General features: G+C 35.4%; 18 protein-coding genes and 1 riboswitch. Of the genes, 8 read left to right on the top strand and 10 right to left on the bottom strand.

Going from position 1 to position 18,339, the window contains the following annotated elements; genetic code table 11:
• Positions 1-17: 17 nt before the first annotated feature.
• The 5 genes from M2326_RS01930 to M2326_RS01910 all read left to right on the top strand — a co-directional run bounded on the left by M2326_RS01930 (position 18) and on the right by M2326_RS01910 (position 6,398).
• Positions 18-830, top strand: coding sequence for a helix-turn-helix domain-containing protein (locus M2326_RS01930; RefSeq protein WP_264617868.1), 813 nt, complete (start codon positions 18-20; stop codon positions 828-830).
• Positions 831-927: 97 nt separating this feature from the next.
• Entirely contained in the window at positions 928-3,414 is a 2,487-nt protein-coding gene (locus M2326_RS01925) for a TonB-dependent receptor (RefSeq protein WP_264617867.1), read from the top strand.
• Positions 3,415-3,872: 458 nt separating this feature from the next.
• Entirely contained in the window at positions 3,873-4,241 is a 369-nt protein-coding gene (locus tag M2326_RS01920) for a DUF3127 domain-containing protein (RefSeq protein WP_264617866.1), read from the top strand.
• A 292-nt stretch (positions 4,242-4,533) separates the two neighbouring features.
• Positions 4,534-5,418, top strand: coding sequence for a hypothetical protein (locus M2326_RS01915; RefSeq protein ID WP_264617865.1), 885 nt, complete (start codon positions 4,534-4,536; stop codon positions 5,416-5,418).
• A 20-nt stretch (positions 5,419-5,438) separates the two neighbouring features.
• On the top strand, positions 5,439-6,398 hold the full coding sequence (locus M2326_RS01910) for a fasciclin domain-containing protein (protein WP_264617864.1): 960 nt from the start codon (positions 5,439-5,441) through the stop codon (positions 6,396-6,398).
• A 53-nt stretch (positions 6,399-6,451) separates the two neighbouring features.
• Here M2326_RS01910 and M2326_RS01905 read toward each other — a convergent pair whose 3' ends face one another.
• The gene (locus tag M2326_RS01905; RefSeq protein WP_264617863.1) at positions 6,452-7,183 is read right to left on the bottom strand and encodes a phosphatase PAP2 family protein; all 732 of its coding nucleotides are present in this window, start codon (positions 7,181-7,183) and stop codon (positions 6,452-6,454) included.
• A 134-nt stretch (positions 7,184-7,317) separates the two neighbouring features.
• Here M2326_RS01905 and M2326_RS01900 point away from each other — a divergent pair, with 134 nt between their 5' ends.
• From M2326_RS01900 to M2326_RS01890, 3 genes are all read left to right on the top strand, one after another.
• Complete coding sequence (locus M2326_RS01900) at positions 7,318-8,235, top strand: glutaminase (RefSeq protein WP_264617862.1); 918 nt, start codon at positions 7,318-7,320, stop codon at positions 8,233-8,235.
• A 22-nt stretch (positions 8,236-8,257) separates the two neighbouring features.
• Positions 8,258-8,899: a leucyl/phenylalanyl-tRNA--protein transferase gene (gene aat / locus M2326_RS01895; protein ID WP_264617861.1), complete on the top strand. Its 642-nt coding sequence runs from the start codon at positions 8,258-8,260 to the stop codon at positions 8,897-8,899.
• Between the two features lie 424 nt (positions 8,900-9,323).
• The gene (locus M2326_RS01890) at positions 9,324-9,518 is read left to right on the top strand and encodes a hypothetical protein (RefSeq protein WP_264617860.1); all 195 of its coding nucleotides are present in this window, start codon (positions 9,324-9,326) and stop codon (positions 9,516-9,518) included.
• A gap of 718 nt (positions 9,519-10,236) precedes the next feature.
• On the opposite strand, the gene M2326_RS01885 is transcribed toward M2326_RS01890, so the two are convergent.
• The 9 genes from M2326_RS01885 to M2326_RS01845 all read right to left on the bottom strand — a co-directional run bounded on the left by M2326_RS01885 (position 10,237) and on the right by M2326_RS01845 (position 18,055).
• Complete coding sequence (locus M2326_RS01885) at positions 10,237-10,947, bottom strand: HesA/MoeB/ThiF family protein (protein WP_264617859.1); 711 nt, start codon at positions 10,945-10,947, stop codon at positions 10,237-10,239.
• 126 nt (positions 10,948-11,073) lie between these two features.
• Entirely contained in the window at positions 11,074-12,186 is a 1,113-nt protein-coding gene (gene thiH, locus M2326_RS01880; protein WP_264617858.1) for a 2-iminoacetate synthase ThiH, read from the bottom strand.
• Between the two features lie 75 nt (positions 12,187-12,261).
• Positions 12,262-13,038, bottom strand: coding sequence for a thiazole synthase (locus tag M2326_RS01875; protein WP_264617857.1), 777 nt, complete (start codon positions 13,036-13,038; stop codon positions 12,262-12,264).
• The gene (locus M2326_RS01870) at positions 13,019-13,660 is read right to left on the bottom strand and encodes a thiamine phosphate synthase (RefSeq protein WP_264617856.1); all 642 of its coding nucleotides are present in this window, start codon (positions 13,658-13,660) and stop codon (positions 13,019-13,021) included. The genes M2326_RS01875 and M2326_RS01870 overlap by 20 nt, the downstream gene beginning before the upstream one ends.
• Positions 13,653-14,408 (bottom strand): hydroxymethylpyrimidine/phosphomethylpyrimidine kinase, encoded by a 756-nt coding sequence (locus M2326_RS01865; protein WP_264617855.1) that lies wholly within the window; start codon positions 14,406-14,408, stop codon positions 13,653-13,655. The genes M2326_RS01870 and M2326_RS01865 overlap by 8 nt, the downstream gene beginning before the upstream one ends.
• On the bottom strand, positions 14,381-14,980 hold the full coding sequence (locus M2326_RS01860; protein ID WP_264617854.1) for a thiamine phosphate synthase: 600 nt from the start codon (positions 14,978-14,980) through the stop codon (positions 14,381-14,383). The genes M2326_RS01865 and M2326_RS01860 overlap by 28 nt, the downstream gene beginning before the upstream one ends.
• A 25-nt stretch (positions 14,981-15,005) precedes the next feature.
• Positions 15,006-16,829, bottom strand: a complete 1,824-nt coding sequence (gene thiC / locus M2326_RS01855) for a phosphomethylpyrimidine synthase ThiC (protein ID WP_264617853.1) — start codon at positions 16,827-16,829, stop codon at positions 15,006-15,008.
• Positions 16,830-17,044: 215 nt separating this feature from the next.
• The gene (gene thiS / locus M2326_RS01850) at positions 17,045-17,251 is read right to left on the bottom strand and encodes a sulfur carrier protein ThiS (protein WP_264617852.1); all 207 of its coding nucleotides are present in this window, start codon (positions 17,249-17,251) and stop codon (positions 17,045-17,047) included.
• A gap of 65 nt (positions 17,252-17,316) precedes the next feature.
• Positions 17,317-17,413: riboswitch (TPP riboswitch) on the bottom strand.
• 81 nt (positions 17,414-17,494) lie between these two features.
• Positions 17,495-18,055 (bottom strand): DNA-3-methyladenine glycosylase I, encoded by a 561-nt coding sequence (locus M2326_RS01845; RefSeq protein WP_264617851.1) that lies wholly within the window; start codon positions 18,053-18,055, stop codon positions 17,495-17,497.
• Between the last annotated feature and the right edge of the window lie 284 nt (positions 18,056-18,339).

Below are 18,339 nucleotides of genomic sequence, written 5' to 3'. Positions count from 1 at the left end.
GTTTTTTTTTACCATTAATGAAGAAGTCTATAGCCGTTTATACAAAAATACCTAATGTAACCGATATCAAAATTGAACCTTTTGATGTAAATAAAAGATATACAAAGCCTCATCGACATAATAAATATATAGAATTAGTTTATTTTAGAGCTGGTTCTGGTTTTCATTACATGGATTCGACTGCCTATGAAATCAAACCTCCATTGGTATTTGTGATCAATAATAATGAAGTGCACCATTGGGAGATTGATACTATTCCAGAGGGTTTTGTTATAATTATAAAAGAGGGTTTTTTGGAGAAAATAATTGATAAACACATCAATCAACAATTATATAGGTTAAAGAAACAACAAATGATTACACTTCAGACTGACGAATCGATTGACAAGTTGTTTGAGGTGTTGTGTTTTGAAATGAAGCAGCCTTCAATCCAGAAAGAAGTTATAGAAGGTGGTTTGAAAGCCTTATTCGCGAAGATTATTGGGTACTCCAACCGTACTGAAAGGTTTGAGAATTCAGATAAATCAATTTATTTTGAAGAATTATTGAAACAGGAATTACGAAATGACGTTTCTTTTTATGCCGATTTGTTGAATGTTACTACACAACAATTAAATGTTATTTGTAAAAAGAGTTTTTCCAAAACGGCGTCGCAAGTTATTATCACTTTTATTATTCAAGAGGCCAAACGACAGTTAGTTTATACAGACCGTACCATATCTGAAATTGCATATAGTTTGGATTTTAAAGATGTCTCTCATTTTGTCAAGTATTTTAAAAGACATACAGAGATTACACCGCTCGTTTTTAAACAATCTACTAGTATTTAATTAAAATACATTTATATACCTTAATTATATCATATGTACCAAAATTAATCATTTGATAATAGTAATTTTGGCCTTATAATCAAAAATCAAAAAAATAATGAAACTAAACCAATTTTTTGCATTCATCACATTTTTAGTCACTACTGCTACATTTGCCCAAGTTAAGGGTAAGGTCGTGGATGGAGACTATCCATTGGAGTATGCTACAGCCACACTTTTTTCAACCCAAAATAAAACAGTTGAGGCAGGTGTTGTGACAAATAATGACGGAACCTTTAGTATCGGTAACTTGAAAAATGGAATTTACTATCTGGAAGTTTCTTTTATTGGTTTTGAAAAAAAGATATTCGAAGACATCATTATTAATGGTAAAAATAAAACCTTTGACGCAGGAATAATTCGTTTGGTGTCTGGTGAAAACCAACTGAACAATGTAATGATTAAAACAGAAAGGAATACGGTTGTAAACAAGATTGACCGACAAGTTTATGATGTAAAATCTTTTCAAAATACCCGAGGTGGATCAGCGATTGATGTTTTGAAAAACTTGCCATCTATTTCGGTTGATGCTCAAGGAGACGTGAGTGTAAGAGGAGCAACAGGGTTTAGAGTTTTATTGAATGGGAAACCTACACAAGGAAATATTTCGACCATATTAGGGCAATTGCCAGCCAATGCAATTGATAGAGTAGAAGTTGTTACGGCACCATCTGCAAAATATGATCCGGATGGAAAAGCAGGACTTTTGAATATAATCACTAAAAAAGGTGCTACAAATGGGCAATATGCACAGTTGAATGTTAAAGGAGGTTTTCCTTCGATTCAAAATTATGGTAATAAAGAACCTGCTCAACGTTATGGTATTGACGGTACTTATACAATCAAGAAAGATAAATGGGATATCTCACTTGGAGGTAGTTACGGACGCAATGATATACAAGGACGTAGAGAAGGTAACGTATGGACCAATAATATAGCTCAGAATTACAAAACACAATTTCCTTCAGATGGAGAACGTAGTACCAATGAGTTAAACTATAGCGGACGCTTTACAGTAGATTATACACCAAGTACAACTGATAATTTCTCGGTAGGTTTCTATGGCGGTAAGCGTAAAGTAGATAGACAAGCAGATATTTATTACAACAACACGAGATCCTCTCTTACTGATGGGTCAGTACTTAAAACTTTCAATTATTACAATTCGAATTTAAGAGTTCGTGATGGTGATTTCGCATTGGGAAGCTTTGATTATTCACATAAATTTGTAGATAAATCAAAATTGACCGCTTCATTTTTATACGAATATACCTTGTTAGGAGGTCCCACAACCAACTTGAATTTAGGATATACCGATCCTTCAATCGTGTATCAAGACGAATACAATAGCAATGATAACCCATTGTATGGTACGAGAGCCCAGTTGGATTATGAATTTAAACCTTTTTCTTTTGGTAAATTAGAAGCAGGGTACCAATTTAGAAAACTAAAAAACAACGGAGATTTTATTTACGAAAGACGTAATCTTTCCTCTGGAATTTATGAAATAGTTCCTGAGTTTACTAGTCAAGTTAACCTAGATCGTTTGATTCATTCAGGGTACTTGCAATTAAACGGGAGTAAAACAAAATGGGAGTATGCCGCAGGTTTGCGTTTGGAATCTATGAATCGTGATTTTTATCTAAAAGGGTTTAATTCACCAGCAGAAAATTTATCGTACGATTATGTTAAGTTGTTTCCATCAGCTTCAGCTCAATATACAATGGATAATAATGTGAAGTTGAAAGCAGGATATAGTAAAAGAGTCGATCGTGCACCAAGTTACCAAATGAATCCGTTCAAAGAGAGAGAGCACTCGGAGACTTTTGAACAAGGGGATAAAAATCTTCGTCCAGAGTTTACAGATTTAATAGAATTGGGTATCAGTAAAAACTTCAAAGGCGGAAATACACTTTTTGCAACCGCATATTACAGAGATGTTCACAATTTGATCAACCGTGTAAATACTTTGTCCTATACTACTGCGGGTGTATTAAATGATACTATTTTGGATAGAATTTATACCAACGTTGGTAGAGGTAAAACGCTTGGGTTAGAAATTGGATCACAGTTCAAACCGTCTACAAAATGGACTAATTTTATTGGAGCAAATATTTATAACTTCAATATTGATGGAAGCTATAATGGTAAAGCCATCAATTCAAATGCTATTCAGTATTCTATAAATGCCAATAGTACTTATAATTTTTCAAGTACAACTTCGATGCAGTTTACTTTGAATTATTTATCGAATAGAATAACGGCTCAAGGTGAGGATTCTCGTTTTTATTCGCCGAATCTATCTTTAAGAAAATCTTTTTTAGACAACCAATTGATTGCTACCTTGCAATGGCAAAATATCGATATGGGAATGTTAAAGACCAATGAGCAGCGAATTTCTACTCAGAGTCCAGGTCAGTATTATACAACAACCAATTATGTATATGAGGTTGATATGGTTCTTCTTAATTTGTCCTACAACTTTAATAAAACCAAGAATAGTGCTAAGTTTATTGAAAGTGAATTTGGTAAAAAGGAATTCTAGTCAGTTACAAAAGCAAATAATGTTTTTGTTTTATAACTATATAAGTAGCATCGTTTTATAATGAGGTTAATATAAGGCTGTAATTCAAAATCAAAATATTCCTAACGCGCATTTGAAATACTTTTTCAAATGCGCTTTTTTTAGATCGAAATTTCCTCAGCTACTGATTCATTAGGGCTATAAATATAAAAAGGATTGTTATATGTGCCTTTTGTGATTTGAATATTCTATTTTTAATTTGTTATTCTGTGGTTATAAAGACTTGTTTAATCTGTTGATTATGAATTAGTTTTCAATTGTTGATAATTTTTTTAATTTCCATCAAGGCTATTTTTGTATGCGTCCAAAGAACTTAGTATATTTGTACACTAGAATTTTCCCGTTTAGGGATTTTTTTGTCTAAAGCAAAATTATCTAGCGAAAAAACGAATATAAACAAGAATTAAATATACAAAGAGATGGAAGTTATAGGTAGAGTTAAAGTGATTAATCCAGAGCAACAAGTAAGTGCGGCATTCAAAAAAAGAGAATTAGTTGTTACTACTGAAGAACAATATCCACAACATATTTTAGTTGAGTTTACTCAAGATAAATGTGATTTGTTAAACAATTACGGAGTTGGTGAATCGGTTAAAGTTTCTATCAACTTAAGAGGTAGAGAATGGGTTAACCCACAAGGTGAAACTAGATACTTCAATAGTATCCAAGGATGGAGAATTGAAAAAGCAGGTGCAGAAGCTCCAAATGCTCCAGCAGCACCAGCGGCTCCAGTTTTTGCTCCAGCAACAAATCTTAATGAAGAAGAAGCAGACGATTTACCGTTTTAATACAAAACAAAAAATCTATTTGAAACCGATAAATTAATTTTTATCGGTTTTTTTATGCGTTTTTGTGAAATGTAAACTCCAGATTAGGGTTTTATAGCTATTATGGATGTAATGCAGTCTTTACTTTAAATTTTTAAATTTTTTTAAAAACATTATAACCTATTGTTTTTTAGGTGTTTGTATTTTTTTTTGGGTTTAATTTTAATTTTTTTTTTAGTTTTTTTTAGTTTTTTAAAACCATATCTGTTCTTCTCTCGTAAATGATAGAAACAAACAATAAATAATTGATATTATGATTAAAAAACACTTACTCCTAATTTTGGCTGTAACAACATTCGGATATGTTAACACAGCTCATTCTCAAAGTCCAATCAGTGGATTTATGCAAGGTAAAGGAAAAGGAAATGTTTCCGTTTCTTTCAGCTCAGAAAAGTACGATGATGTTTATTTCATTCCAGAAAAAGTAGAAGGCGTTCCTGTCTTCAATAAAACGACTATTTCTAGTACTTCGATTTATGCTACTTATGGTATTAGTGACCAAGTAGATGTAGTGATGGTTTTGCCTTATGTAACAGCAAAAGGTCATGCTACAGATGCCGTTTTAACAAACTTAGGTTTAGAAAACAAACGACAAGGTTTTCAAGATGTGTCAGTATTTGTAAAATACAATCCATTTAATTTTGATTTTGGTTCTTCTTCATTGCGCCTTATTGGAGCAGTTGGAGTAAAAACACCACTTAGTAATTACAAAGTTGAAGAAGGTTTTCAATCTATTATTGCAATTGGAAACAGAAGCACAACGGTAAGTACTACAGGTATGGCTATGTTCAAAATGAATTCTGGTATTTTTGCCTCTGGACAAGTAGCAGGGAATTACGCTTCAAACAATGTACCAAACTCTGTAACTACAGAACTTAAAGTAGGGTATGCAGCAAAATCATTCTATGGTGATGTATTCGTTGCTAACCAAAAATCAACAGGTGGTGTAGATATCTTTGGTCAAGGTTTCAAAGGAATTTTTCCAACTACAAAGGTAAATTACACAAAAATTGGAGTTGATTTATACGCACCAGTTTACAAAGATTGGGGAGTTTCTGCAGGAGCAAGTACTGTGGTAGCAGGAAGAAATATTGGTCAGGCGACAGGTTTCTACGGTGGATTAGTTTATAAATTTTAATTACAAAAACAACAGACAAAATGAAAAATATCAATATAAAAAGTGCAATTCTAGCATTAACATTAATGGGAACTTTGGTTTCTTGTGATACAGATTATAAAGACGAAACACCAAGTATTGCAGGTATTGCAGTAGCCAACCCAAACTTTAGTACACTTGAAGGTGCTGCTGTACAAGGTGGTTTAGTAGGTGTATTGAGTAATAGTAACCCAAATGACCCATCAGGACATTATACCGTTTTTGCTCCAACAAACGATGCTTTTGCAAGATTAGGTTTGGTAGATTCTGGTTCACTAGGTGGATTACAAAATAGTTTCTTGACAAACACATTATTATACCATGTTTCAAATGGAGATTTAATGGGAAGCGCAATTAAAGCGGGTGGTACAGCTCCATCATTATTAGGTGTTAACAGACGTTTCATCAGTAGAGGAGCAGATTTGTACATCAACGGATCAAAAATTATTCTTACAGACGTAAGCGCAAGCAACGGTACTATTCACGGAATAGATAAAGTAATGATTGCTACAGGTGTAAACATCGTAGACTCAGCAATTTTATTAAAAGATGCAAAAGTTTTTAAAGCGCCAGAATTAACTTTCTTAGTGCAAGCGGTAATTACTTCTGGTTTGGCAGGTACTTTGTCAAATCCTAGTGCTAATTTCACAATTTATGCACCAACAGATGCCGCTTTTAAGGCAGCAGGTTTTGCAACAGTACAAGATGTAGCCAATACTTCTCCAACCGTTTTACAAAAAGTGTTGTTAAATCACGCTATTGTAGGTGGCAAATTTACCTCTGAGCATTCAGGAACAACTGCAGCAACTGCAGGTGGTGGAATGTTAACATATAGTGCTTTTACAAACGGTATTTTTACTGTAAAAAGTAATGGAATAACAACTCCAGCCAACATGGTTATTCCAGACATACAATGTAGCAATGGTATTGTTCACATTATAGATAAAGTGTTGTTACCATAATTATTTTTGTTTGATTTCTAAGCCCTACAGTTTCTGTAGGGCTTTTTTTTGGTCTAAAAATTAGGTAGGATGACAGCACCAATACCAATTTGATTTCCAAATTGTGGATAGACCAAAGCAGTTCCTTTTTTCTTTCTTCCCAAGTGCAAATTTTGTAGGGGATTCCAATAGGTAACCAAAAATCCCGAAGCCAATCCAATTCCCGCACCCACTAGAACATCTGAGGCAAAATGCTTATTATTGGCAATTCGCAAAACTCCTGTAGCCGTCGCAAATAGAAAACCACTACTGGCATACCACAGATTATCATCTTTATACTCTTGAAACAATAACGCAGCATTGGTAAATGCAATCGCACTATGTCCCGAAGGAAAACTCAATTGATCAGAGGCATCAGGTCGGTGTGATTTTACTGCATTTTTTAGAATCGTTACCAAACCATAGCTTAGTGCATTGGCTGTAACAATTGAAATCGTTTGGTGTTTGACTGTGTTTTTTGACTCAAAGCCAAACAACCTACCCGCATATATTTGACCCAATGGCATAAAAACAGTAAGATTATCCAGCTGCGTATGAAACTTTGATCCAAAAAAACGATTTGCATTATTTTGTATGTCGCTATTCAACTGGCTGTTTAGCAATACCGTTCCTGTAGCTACCAAAGCAGCAGGTAGAATAAAGGTTTTATAGGATAGTTTTTTAGACTTGGATACAGAATCCATTATTTGCCCATTCATTTGAGTGATAAGCAAACAAAGAAAAAGTACAATAGGAAGCTTTTTCATAAAATAGGGGTTGACTATGTGGTTCAAAAAAGTAAATTTAGGTTAACTGTTTGTGTTTTTCTTCTTAAACTTGCAGTTATAAAAGTAATGCTTATTTTTAGGATGAGCTAGAGGCAGAAAAATAATAATAATTCATGGAAAATATACATAGTGTTCTAGAAAATATTTATAACAAATTTACGCATTTTGAAGACAAAGGACAACAAGCCACTTATATTCCAGAACTAGCAAATGTAAACGAAAATTTATTCGGGATAAGTTTAACAACTCTCAATCAAGAACAAGTCAATCTAGGCGATGCCCAACAAAAATTTTCTGTCCAAAGTATTTCCAAAGTTTTATTGCTCATTATGGCGTACAATATCGAAGGCGAAAAAATTTGGAAGCGAGTAGATGTTGAACCATCGGGTGCTGCTTTTAACTCCATGATTTTGTTAGAATTAGAAAAAGGGATCCCTAGAAATCCGTTTATAAATGCAGGAGCCATTGTGATTGCTGATATTTTGCTGTCTCATTATAAAAACCCTGAAAACGAATTTATTTCTTTCGTCAGGCGACTTACCAACGATACCTCTATTGATTTTGATCTCAAAGTATATGCATCAGAAAAAAGTGTGGGCTATCGCAATTATGCACTCATCAACATGATGAAGTCCTTTGGTAATATCACCAATCTTATAGATGAGGTAATGGATTTTTATTTCAAAATTTGTTCCCTAAGCATGAGTTGCGCACAATTATCAAAAACATTTTTATTCTTTGCTAATGATGGAGTAGATCCTTTTACCAACGAAGTTGTTTTGACTCCCAGCCGTAACCGAAGAATAAATGCGATTATGTTACTTTGTGGTTTTTATGACGAAGCAGGTGAGTTTGCCTATCGAGTAGGATTGCCAGGTAAAAGTGGTGTTGGTGGAGGGATTTTGGCCATACTACCCAATAAATATGCAGTCGTTGTCTTTAGTCCCAAATTAAACGAAAAAGGAAATTCCTATCGAGGGATGGCTTTTTTAGAATGTTTGACAACGGAGTTGAGCGATTCAGTTTTTTAAAAAATATTATTTTCTTTCCTTCATGGTTCACTTAACACAAGCTTTAAAATTTCCAAATGTAAATACTGCAAATCGAGACGGAATTGTAGCTATCGGTGGCGATTTGTCTACCGAGCGCTTACAATTGGCTTATCAAAGCGGCATATTTCCGTGGTTCGAGCAAGGTGATCCCATCATTTGGTGGTCGCCCAATCCACGTATGGTTTTGTTTCTTGACGAACTACGAATAACCAAAAGTATGCGGAACATTCTAAACCGTCAAGAATTCAAAGTAACCTTCAATCAGGATTTTAGAAGTGTTATCTCCAATTGTCAAAAAATAAAACGCGACGGCCAAAACGGAACCTGGATCACCAACGACATGATAGAGGCATACTGTGACCTTCATGTACTTGGAACTGCACAATCTATTGAAGTTTGGCAAAACGATCAGTTAGTAGGCGGTTTGTATGGCGTAGACATGGGACACGTTTTTTGTGGCGAAAGTATGTTTTCCAAAGTGTCCAATGCATCCAAAGTCGCTTTTATTAGTTTAGTCAATCACCTAAAAAGCAGCAAATACCAACTACTAGATTGCCAAGTTTACAACCCACACCTCGAAAGTTTAGGCTGCCGCGAAATAGAACGAAATGAATTCATGAAAATCATAAAAAAAGAAGTTTAGGTTTTAATCATCTTAAGTTTTAAAATTCAAATTCATGAAAGTGCTTTTAAGAGATTAATTTGTGCTAATTAATATCTTTTTTAGAGCCCAATCCAGCTGTTCGTTGCAAGTCCTCCTTCAAAAACCTTTTTTTCTATAGTCATAAAAGGAGCTTCCTGCCGGTCGCTCTTTTATGCCAAGAAAAAATAGGTTTTCTCAGTCCGGGCTTTCCACTACCATCTGGGGCAGCAAATCCTGAATTCATTTTTTATTTGTAGGAATATTTTAATATATTTGGAAAAGAAATAAAAGCAAAGAAAATCTTTTAATTAACGACAGTTATTGGGAGGCCATGTGAAGATTTGTCTAATATATGAGCTAGCAGCACGCAACCAAAATAATCTTTTACCATCTAATAGTTGTTAATCTACATAAAATAAATAAAATGAGAAAAATTCAATATTATTTACGTTTGCTGGCAATTATCTTACCTATTGCTATTATATCCTGTGAGAAGGACGATAGCGAAGAAATATCTAAGGAATGTAATGTATCAAATCCTGCTGAAGAATTAACTTGGCTGAGGGAAGCAATCAATGACGTTAAAGAAGATGAATATTCATATTATGGCTATTCATAAAGGAAAATCAGTGTTTTACTATGGTAATTGTAATCCAGCTATTAATTATGCATCAGATGTACGCGACTGTAACGGTGAAAATTTAGGTTATACAAATGACTTAGAGGATGACTTAACGAACAGAACAATAATATGGAAACATAAAAATTCTAAATGTAATTTTTAAAAGTTATTCCTCAGTTGGAGGAACTTAATTACTCATAAACGCTAATGTGAACTTCTCGACCATAACCACCTAGTTTGTCACGTTGAAAACGTCTCACGTAAGTGGAGCACCTTTGTTGAGACGCTTTCAGCGAGACAAAACGTTGAGGTTACAGTAATGTAGGTTGTGAGGACGAGTAGATTTTGATATTGCAAACAGCAAATAAATTATAATTAACCATACCATAACCACCTAGTTTGTCACGCTGAAAGCGGCTCACGATAGACGAGCACCATTGCTGAGACGCGTGTAGCAATACAAAACGTTGTAGTTATAGTAAATTAGATTGTGAGCATGAGCTAGAACCTCGCACAAGAGTAATGATAATAATAGTAGAATTGTAACAATAGTAAATAGTACGCTGATTATTAATGCCAAAATCATCTAGTTGGTCTCGCTGAAAACATCTCACGATAGACGAGCACCTTTTTTGAGATGCTTTCAGCGAGACAAAGCATTGTGGCTACTGGAATTGTAAATTAGCCAAATTGTGTTGCTACTTTATAACAAAAATTAAAAATTCAGTTTCACAAAACCCCATTCCAACGTTTTATACAAAATCAGTTCATTTCTCAATGTTGGCAATCCAATAATCAATTTTAAGGTTTCGTGCGCCATCATGGTGCCAATCATTCCTGGTAAAGTGCCCAGTACACCATTAACACTACAATTAGGAATATCCTTTGGATTCGGTGGTTCTGGAAATAGATCACGTAAATTTTTACTCCCTTGATAGTTGAAAACTGCAATTTGCCCTTCGAAACCAAGGATACTTCCATAGACTAACGTTTTTCCTAATGCGACACAAGTATCGTTTACCAAGTAACGGGTAGTGAAATTATCAGAACCATCAACCACAAAATCAAATTGGCTAATGATATGTGAAGCATTTTCGAAAGTTAGTTTTTCCTCAAAAGCCAGAACAGCAATCAATGGATTTAGTTTTTCAACGCTAGCCTTTGCGGTAGTGGCTTTAGGTAAACCCAATTGTTCTTCGGTATAAAGAATTTGACGGTGCAGATTATGAATTTCGATCGTATCAAAATCTACGATCCCAATCGTTCCAACTCCAGCTGTAGCTATATATTGCAAAATAGGACAGCCCAAACCACCAGCACCAATCACAAGTACTTTGGCTTTTTTTAGTTTTTCTTGTCCTTCGTCGCCAATTTCAGGTAAAATAACCTGTCGGTTGTATCGTAAAAAATCTTGTATTATGCTCATTTTGAATAGTTCGTGTAAATTGGTAATTAACTGTTTTTAATTGTGATTTCTGTCATACTGAGTTTGTCGAAGTTATTTTCTATATAATGTCGATGAGTAAACGGTTAGAAAATCTACAATCAAAAATTAAATGTAGCTCCTGTCCCAATCCTTCCAAACCGGTTCATAGCCTCGTTCTGTAATCATTGAAGCAATTTCGGCTACAGAGCGTTCGTCGCTAATTTCAAATTGTTCCAAAGATTGTGGATCTACCACATAACCGCCTGGATTGGTTTTCGAGCCAGCGCTCATGCTCGTAGTTCCGATCGGAATGATGTTGTTTCGAAATTTCTCATTCTCACGTGTCGAAATCGAGATTTCTAGATCTTCATTCCATAATCGGTAGGCGCAAATTAATTGCGTCAAATCCTTATCATCCATAATAAAGTTAGGTGGAACAGTTCCTTCTGCAGGTCGCAATCGTGGAAACGAAACGGAATATTTTGTCCTCCAATACGTTTTTTGTAAATAGTCCAAATGCAGCGCATTAAAAAAACTATCGGTACGCCAGTCTTCCAATCCCAATAAAACCCCCAATCCTATTTTGTGGATGCCTGCTTTTCCTATTCGATCAGGAGTGTCTAAACGGAAATCAAAATTGGATTTTTTTCCCTTCGTATGGTATTTTTTATATACTTCTTGATGATAAGTCTCTTGATACACCAAAACAGAATATACACCCGCCTCATGCAAGCGCTCGTATTCGTCTTGTGAGAGCGGTTGGACTTCTACCGAAATAGTTGAAAAATCATTTTTTATAACGTCAATTGCATTCACGAAATAATTGATGTTCACGGTGTAATTGGCTTCTCCCGCAACCAATAAAACGTGATCAAATCCCATATTTTTCAAAGCTTCAACCTCTTGTTTTATTTCCGAATCCATCAAAGTCTTGCGCTTGATTTTATTGTCCAAACTAAAACCGCAATAGGTACAAATGTTTTGGCACTCGTTACTAAGGTATAAAGGAGCATACATTTGGATCGTTTTTCCAAAGCGTTTTTTGGTCAACTCATGACACTCTTGTGCCATTTGCTCCAAATAGGGCTGAGCTGCTGGCGAAATCAACGCCAGAAAATCATCCAAGTTGCGTTTTGTTTTAGAAAGAGCTTGCTCGACTTGCTTGGAAGTACTAGCATATATCTTGGATTGGATATCGTCCCAACTGTATTGTTCAAAAACAGATTTAAATGTTGTCATTTTAATTTTTATTTTATTTTAACCCTATCAGGGTTTTAAACCCTGATAGGGTTAAAAAGGTAAAGAGCGTCAAAATCATTCATATAAAAATGCCGTCAACGGGCTAGACGCCACCGCATGTTTATATTGCTGTCCTAGCTTGGCTTCAAAAGCTTTTCTACCTGCAATAACCGCTTCTTTAAAAGCTTCAGCCATTAATTTTGGATTTCCGGCTACTGCAATGGCTGTGTTGACCAAGACGGCATCGGCACCCAATTCCATTGCTTTTGCAGCATCAGATGGTGCTCCAATTCCAGCATCAATAATGACAGGAACCTTTGATTGTTCGATAATGATTTCGAGAAAATCAATTGTTTTTAATCCTTTATTGGTTCCAATCGGGGAGCCCAAGGGCATTACTGCTGCCGTTCCTGCATCTTCCAAGCGCTTACACAAGACTGGATCTGCGTGTATATACGGGAGCACAATAAAACCCAGTTTTGCCAATTCTTCCGTTGCACGTAAAGTTTCAATAGCATCAGGCATCAAATATTTTGGATCGGGATGAATTTCAAGTTTCAACCAATTTGTTTCTAGTGCTTCTCTGGCTAGTTGTGCAGCAAAAATCGCTTCTTTGGCAGTTCGAGCGCCTGAGGTGTTGGGTAATAAATTGATTCTAGGATGTTTTAAATGCGATAATATTGCATCAGTATCGGTTTCTAAATCTATCCGTTTTAAGGCCACAGTCACCAATTCGGAGCCAGAGGCCAAGATCGCCTCTTCCATCTGACTGTTCGAACCAAATTTTCCAGTGCCGAGAAACAAGCGTGATAGCAATTCTTTATCTCCAATCTTAAATAAGGATGTGTCCATATAATTTTTCGTTTAGTTGTGTGATTAATTTTGTTTTCGATTCACTTTCTGTAATCAATCCAGAAACTGCAATACCATGAATTCCTATTCCTATAATCCCCTCTACATCATCCAATTTGATTCCGCCAATTGCATAAACGGGTATTTTTATTCCCTCTTTTTGTAATTTATTTTGAATGATTTGGTATCCTTCTAGTCCCAAAATCGGACTTAGTTTCTCTTTTGTTTTGGTGTATCGGAAAGGTCCCAAGCCTATGTAATCACAACCGTTGGATACGTGTGAGGAAATATCTTCGAATGTATTTGCAGTTCCACCAATGATTTTAAGAGCTCCCAAAATAGTTCGTGCTTCCACAATGCTGCTGTCTGTTAATCCTAGATGTACTCCGTCGGCATTAATTTCATGGGCAAGATTAACATCGTCGTTGATGATGAAAGTAGCCAAATATTCGTCGCATAAGATTTTTACAGCTTCCGCCAATTTTAAACGATCATTTTGTTTTTCTGGAATTTTGAACCGCATCTGAATCCAATCACAACCATGGTCCAATGCTTGATGAATGTTGTACAATTGTTCTTCGATTGTACTTCCCTGAGAGATGTATTGTAAACGATTAAACATAATGATATCCGAGTTGAGTAGTGTTAGACAATAAAAAACTTTCAATATATTTTTTACCTTTTTTACAGGCAACTAATAAATTATTTTCGGTGGCTAAATTGGCCGTTATGGCTGCTGATAAAACACAACCAGAACCATGTTTGGCATACACCTCTGCATTAATGGGTATGATCCTGAAAAACAGGTCTTTGGTATATAAATAATCAGTGCCAATTTCGTCTAGGTTATGCCCACCTTTTAGTAAAACAGAACAATACTTGTTCAGATTGTCTATTGTTTTCGAAATAGTATTTTCTTTGATTCCTAGTTGGGCTACTTCAGTATAATTGGGTGTGATTAGATCTATTTTACTTAACACAGATAATAATTCATTTTGATTTTCGATGTCCAAAAAACCAAACTCTGTTGATGACTTCAAGATGGTATCCCAAACAATTATAATGGAAGGAGAAAGCTGTTTAAGTAATAGAATAATTTTTTTTAAATATCCTACAGAAGGTACGATACCTATTTTTACGGCTTTGATTTCATAGTTCGAAAATAAAGTTTGTATGGATTGAAGTACCAATTCGATGGGAGTCCATTGAATGGAAATGAATTCATTTTCGGTTTGGATAGTATTGGCTGTAGTAATAGCAAATCCATACACTCGATGTTGTTCAAAAGTTTTAATGTCTGCCAAAACTCCTGCACCAGCTGATGGATCAAAACCTGCTATGCTTAATACGAAAGGACGGCTTGTTGGCATAGTTTAAATTTTTTTATAGGTTGGTCGCTCATCCAAATAGCTCCCAAAAGGGCTACGTTATTAAAACCATATTGCAATGTTTTTTGAACATTAGAGGCTTCAATTCCTCCTAGTGCAATGATTTTGGTTTCGAATTGGTTTCTTTTTTTTATAGCTTCAATTAAATTTATTTTTGAGAAATAGTTTTCTTTCGAAATGGAAGAATAAACTGGACTTAAAAAAGCATAGATGAAATTGGAATCCAGTGCATTAAAATCTTCAATACAATGTGTTGAAGTAGACAGGAAAAACCCTTCCTCTCTATACCTTTTAATTTGTTGTACTGTAGTTGAATTACGTTGTCGTTCTGTAAAATGTATTCTTTTGATTGGGTAGGTATTCGCCAAGTGATGATGACTGTGCAAAACCAATTTAGAATAATATTCCAATCCAATTGCAGTAATGAAAATTTTCATTTCCTCTTCAGAAAAGCAAGGTTTTCGAACATGAAACAGCTCCATTCCTGCCTCAAAAAGGGCATGGATGGTAGTGATTTCATTTGGTACCACTGTTGGATTGGAAATTATAATCATTTTGGGTTTTTATTTCTAAGTCAGATTAACTGTAAATCTCTTTTCCTTGTTCAATAAATTCTTCGGATTTCTCTAACATCCCTTTTTCGGCTTCGGCAACGTCACGAATTTCTTGTGAGATTTTCATAGAGCAAAATTTTGGTCCGCACATCGAACAAAAATGCGCTACTTTGGCGCCTTCAGCGGGTAAAGTTTCATCGTGAAACTCTCTGGCAGTATCTGGATCTAGTGATAAGTTGAATTGGTCTTCCCAACGGAATTCAAATCGGGCTTTACTTAAAGCATTGTCTCGGTATTGTGCGCCTGGATGTCCTTTGGCTAAATCGGCTGCATGTGCTGAAATTTTATAGGTGATGACTCCGTCTTTTACATCCTTTTTGTTGGGTAAGCCTAGGTGTTCTTTTGGGGTAACATAACATAACATTGCACAACCGTACCAACCAATCATCGCTGCTCCAATAGCTGAGGTGATATGGTCATAACCCGGAGCAATATCAGTAGTTAATGGTCCAAGAGTGTAAAATGGCGCTTCATCACAATGTTCCAATTGTTTGTCCATATTTTCTTTGATCATGTGCATGGGTACGTGACCAGGTCCTTCAATGAAAACTTGTACATCATGTTTCCATGCAATTTTTGTCAATTGTCCCAACGTTTCTAATTCTGCAAATTGTGCAGCATCATTGGCATCTGCAATAGATCCTGGACGCAATCCATCTCCAAGTGAGAAAGCGACATCGTACTGCTTCATGATCTCGCAAATTTCTTCAAAGTGCGTAAACAAAAAATTTTCTTTGTGGTGAAATAAACACCATTTTGCCATGATGGAACCACCACGTGATACAATTCCAGTTACACGATTGGCCGTTAAGTGAATATAACGAAGTAGCACTCCAGCATGTATAGTAAAATAAGAAACTCCTTGTTCTGCTTGTTCTATTAATGTGTCTCTAAAAACTTCCCAGGTTAGATCTTCGGCAACACCGTTTACTTTTTCCAAGGCTTGGTAAATTGGTACTGTTCCAATCGGTACAGGCGAGTTACGAATAATCCATTCTCTAGTTTCATGAATATTTTTCCCCGTTGATAAATCCATAATGGTGTCTGCTCCCCAACGACAAGCCCAAACTGCTTTTTCTACTTCTTCCTCAATGGTGGAAGTTACAGCACTATTTCCAATGTTGGCATTAATTTTTACCAAGAAGTTACGTCCTACTATCATCGGTTCACTTTCAGGGTGGTTGATGTTGTTGGGAATAATAGCTCTACCGCGGGCAATCTCGCTACGTACAAACTCGGGGGTTATTTTGGTTTTAGGAGTGTTGGCGCCAAAACTATGTCCGGCGTGTTGGCACTGCATTGCTTTGGTTTGTTGTTCAATTAATTCGATTCGTTGGTTTTCACGAATGGCAATGTATTCCATTTCGGGAGTAATTATTCCTTTTTTGGCATAGTGTAATTGTGAAACGTTTGTTCCTTTTTTGGCACGCATAGGTTTGTGAAGGTATTCGAATCGAAGATGATTTAATTTTTCATCTTCTAGGCGTTCTTTACCATAGTTTGATGTGATCTCCGTTAATTCTTCAACATCATTTCGGTCTTTGATCCATTGCTCGCGTAGTCTTGGGAGTCCCTTACGAATGTCAATTTCGATATTTGGATCAGTATAAGGGCCAGAAGTATCGTAAACTGTTATGGGAGGATTTTTTTCTACACCTCCTTTTGAAAGTTTCGTGTCCGATAAATGGATTTCACGCATCGCTACTTTGATTGGGTGGATTTCGCCATCGATATATACTTTGGTCGAATTCGGGAAAGGCTGTCTGGAGATTTCTTGTTCGTTTGTCATTTTGTACTATTGATTGGTTGAGATGTACAGAAATACATCATTATTGTGATACATATTGTTGTTAATTTTCTTCTAGGAATAGGAATAAAAAACCGTAAAGGTATAAGTTGTAAAAAAATAAGAAGCAGTAAAGCAACCGAAGGAAGCTATTGTTATGACTGTGTTTTTTAGTTTATAACTGCGGACTAGTAACGAATTGCTCGTATGTAGTCTAATTATCCGCCTTGAGTAGCAGAGATAATTAGAATTTCGTCAGTTTCGGATAGGGTATGTTGGTCCCACAGTGATCTAGGGATGACGTTGCTGTTTATAGCTACAGCAATGCCGTTTTGTTTTTGTGGAATTTCAAGGTCGATTAGCGCTTGAATGCTCAATGCATCTGCAGTAAATTGCTTAATTTGATTGTTGATTTTTAGTTCCATTCCTCTTGAATTTAGTATAAGTTATACTTTAGGAATGGCTACAAGGTACCCAAAATTGGGACCACAGAAGTCATCGTACTTTTCCCTACGCTAGTATGAACTAGATCAGGTTCAGAGGGTAATTCTCAGCCTACAATGTTGTAGACACCCCTAAAGTGAATGACAAATGTATTAAAAATTATGAGTTATAAATCATGAATTATGATTTATTTACCACTGTAGCTTTTTATTGAGCACTGAATACTAATTTCTAGTCCAGCAATCAGCCACGTGATCATTGACCATTCCTGTAGCTTGCATCTGCGCATAGATTACAGTAGAACCTACGAATTTAAAGCCTCTTTTTTTTAAGTCCTTACTTATCGCATCGGATAGAGGTGTTGTAGCGGGTACTTCTTTTAAAGTTTTTGGCATGTTGTCAATAGGTTCTCCGTCTACAAAATTCCAGATGTAATTAGAAAAAGAGCCAAATTCTTCTTGAATTTTAATAAAAGCTTGTGCATTGGAAACTGCTGAATTTACTTTTAGTTTATTACGAATGATACCAACATCTTGTAGTAAAGCTAAGATCTTTTCGTCCTTGTATAAAGCAATTTTTTTATAATCGAAATTATCAAAGGCTTTGCGGAAGTTTTCTCTTTTGTTGAGAATGGTTATCCAGCTCAATCCAGCTTGAAAAGTTTCGAGTAGGAGAAATTCAAATAATGTTGTATCATCGTAAACGGGAGTTCCCCATTCTTGATCGTGGTATTCTTTGTATAAGTCAGTAGATAAACACCAATTGCATCTTGTTTTGTTTTCCATAGATTTTAATTTAGTATTCAAATATACTAAAAACGATAATTGGAAAGAGCAAATCTTACTTGCTAAGGTTTAGTTTGGGATTGGCTTAAAGCAGTTTTAAGAAATTGCTTTTGGAAATGGTTGTGCAATGAAGAGTAGTTAATAATAAAAATGAATATTCATTTCTAAAATTTGCACTAGAAAAAAAGAGGTTCTTCGCCTAAATTAGTGGAAATTAAAAAAACCATGTAATTTTGGGGGATGGAATTAGATGGATTAGGAATTTTGTTAGGAGTTAAATCTCC

The sequence above is a fragment of the Flavobacterium psychraerolatum genome (genome assembly GCF_025960985.1).
In the GTDB taxonomy this organism is placed as follows: Bacteria; Bacteroidota; Bacteroidia; order Flavobacteriales; family Flavobacteriaceae; genus Flavobacterium.
Note: the sequence above shows the minus strand (reverse complement) of the source record. Positions and strands in the feature narration are given on the sequence as shown.

Excerpts from the sequence above, each read along its gene's own strand:
- M2326_RS01930 (WP_264617868.1), top strand. The coding sequence starts at position 18 with ATGAAGAAGTCTATAGCCGTTTATACAAAAATACCTAATGTAACCGAT.
- M2326_RS01925 (WP_264617867.1), top strand. The coding sequence starts at position 928 with ATGAAACTAAACCAATTTTTTGCATTCATCACATTTTTAGTCACTACT.
- M2326_RS01920 (WP_264617866.1), top strand. The coding sequence starts at position 3,873 with ATGGAAGTTATAGGTAGAGTTAAAGTGATTAATCCAGAGCAACAAGTA.
- M2326_RS01915 (WP_264617865.1), top strand. The coding sequence starts at position 4,534 with ATGATTAAAAAACACTTACTCCTAATTTTGGCTGTAACAACATTCGGA.
- M2326_RS01910 (WP_264617864.1), top strand. The coding sequence starts at position 5,439 with ATGAAAAATATCAATATAAAAAGTGCAATTCTAGCATTAACATTAATG.
- M2326_RS01905 (WP_264617863.1), bottom strand. The coding sequence starts at position 7,183 with ATGAAAAAGCTTCCTATTGTACTTTTTCTTTGTTTGCTTATCACTCAA.
- M2326_RS01900 (WP_264617862.1), top strand. The coding sequence starts at position 7,318 with ATGGAAAATATACATAGTGTTCTAGAAAATATTTATAACAAATTTACG.
- aat (WP_264617861.1), top strand. The coding sequence starts at position 8,258 with ATGGTTCACTTAACACAAGCTTTAAAATTTCCAAATGTAAATACTGCA.
- M2326_RS01890 (WP_264617860.1), top strand. The coding sequence starts at position 9,324 with ATGAGAAAAATTCAATATTATTTACGTTTGCTGGCAATTATCTTACCT.
- M2326_RS01885 (WP_264617859.1), bottom strand. The coding sequence starts at position 10,947 with ATGAGCATAATACAAGATTTTTTACGATACAACCGACAGGTTATTTTA.
- thiH (WP_264617858.1), bottom strand. The coding sequence starts at position 12,186 with ATGACAACATTTAAATCTGTTTTTGAACAATACAGTTGGGACGATATC.
- M2326_RS01875 (WP_264617857.1), bottom strand. The coding sequence starts at position 13,038 with ATGGACACATCCTTATTTAAGATTGGAGATAAAGAATTGCTATCACGC.
- M2326_RS01870 (WP_264617856.1), bottom strand. The coding sequence starts at position 13,660 with ATGTTTAATCGTTTACAATACATCTCTCAGGGAAGTACAATCGAAGAA.
- M2326_RS01865 (WP_264617855.1), bottom strand. The coding sequence starts at position 14,408 with ATGCCAACAAGCCGTCCTTTCGTATTAAGCATAGCAGGTTTTGATCCA.
- M2326_RS01860 (WP_264617854.1), bottom strand. The coding sequence starts at position 14,980 with ATGATTATAATTTCCAATCCAACAGTGGTACCAAATGAAATCACTACC.
- thiC (WP_264617853.1), bottom strand. The coding sequence starts at position 16,829 with ATGACAAACGAACAAGAAATCTCCAGACAGCCTTTCCCGAATTCGACC.
- thiS (WP_264617852.1), bottom strand. The coding sequence starts at position 17,251 with ATGGAACTAAAAATCAACAATCAAATTAAGCAATTTACTGCAGATGCA.
- M2326_RS01845 (WP_264617851.1), bottom strand. The coding sequence starts at position 18,055 with ATGGAAAACAAAACAAGATGCAATTGGTGTTTATCTACTGACTTATAC.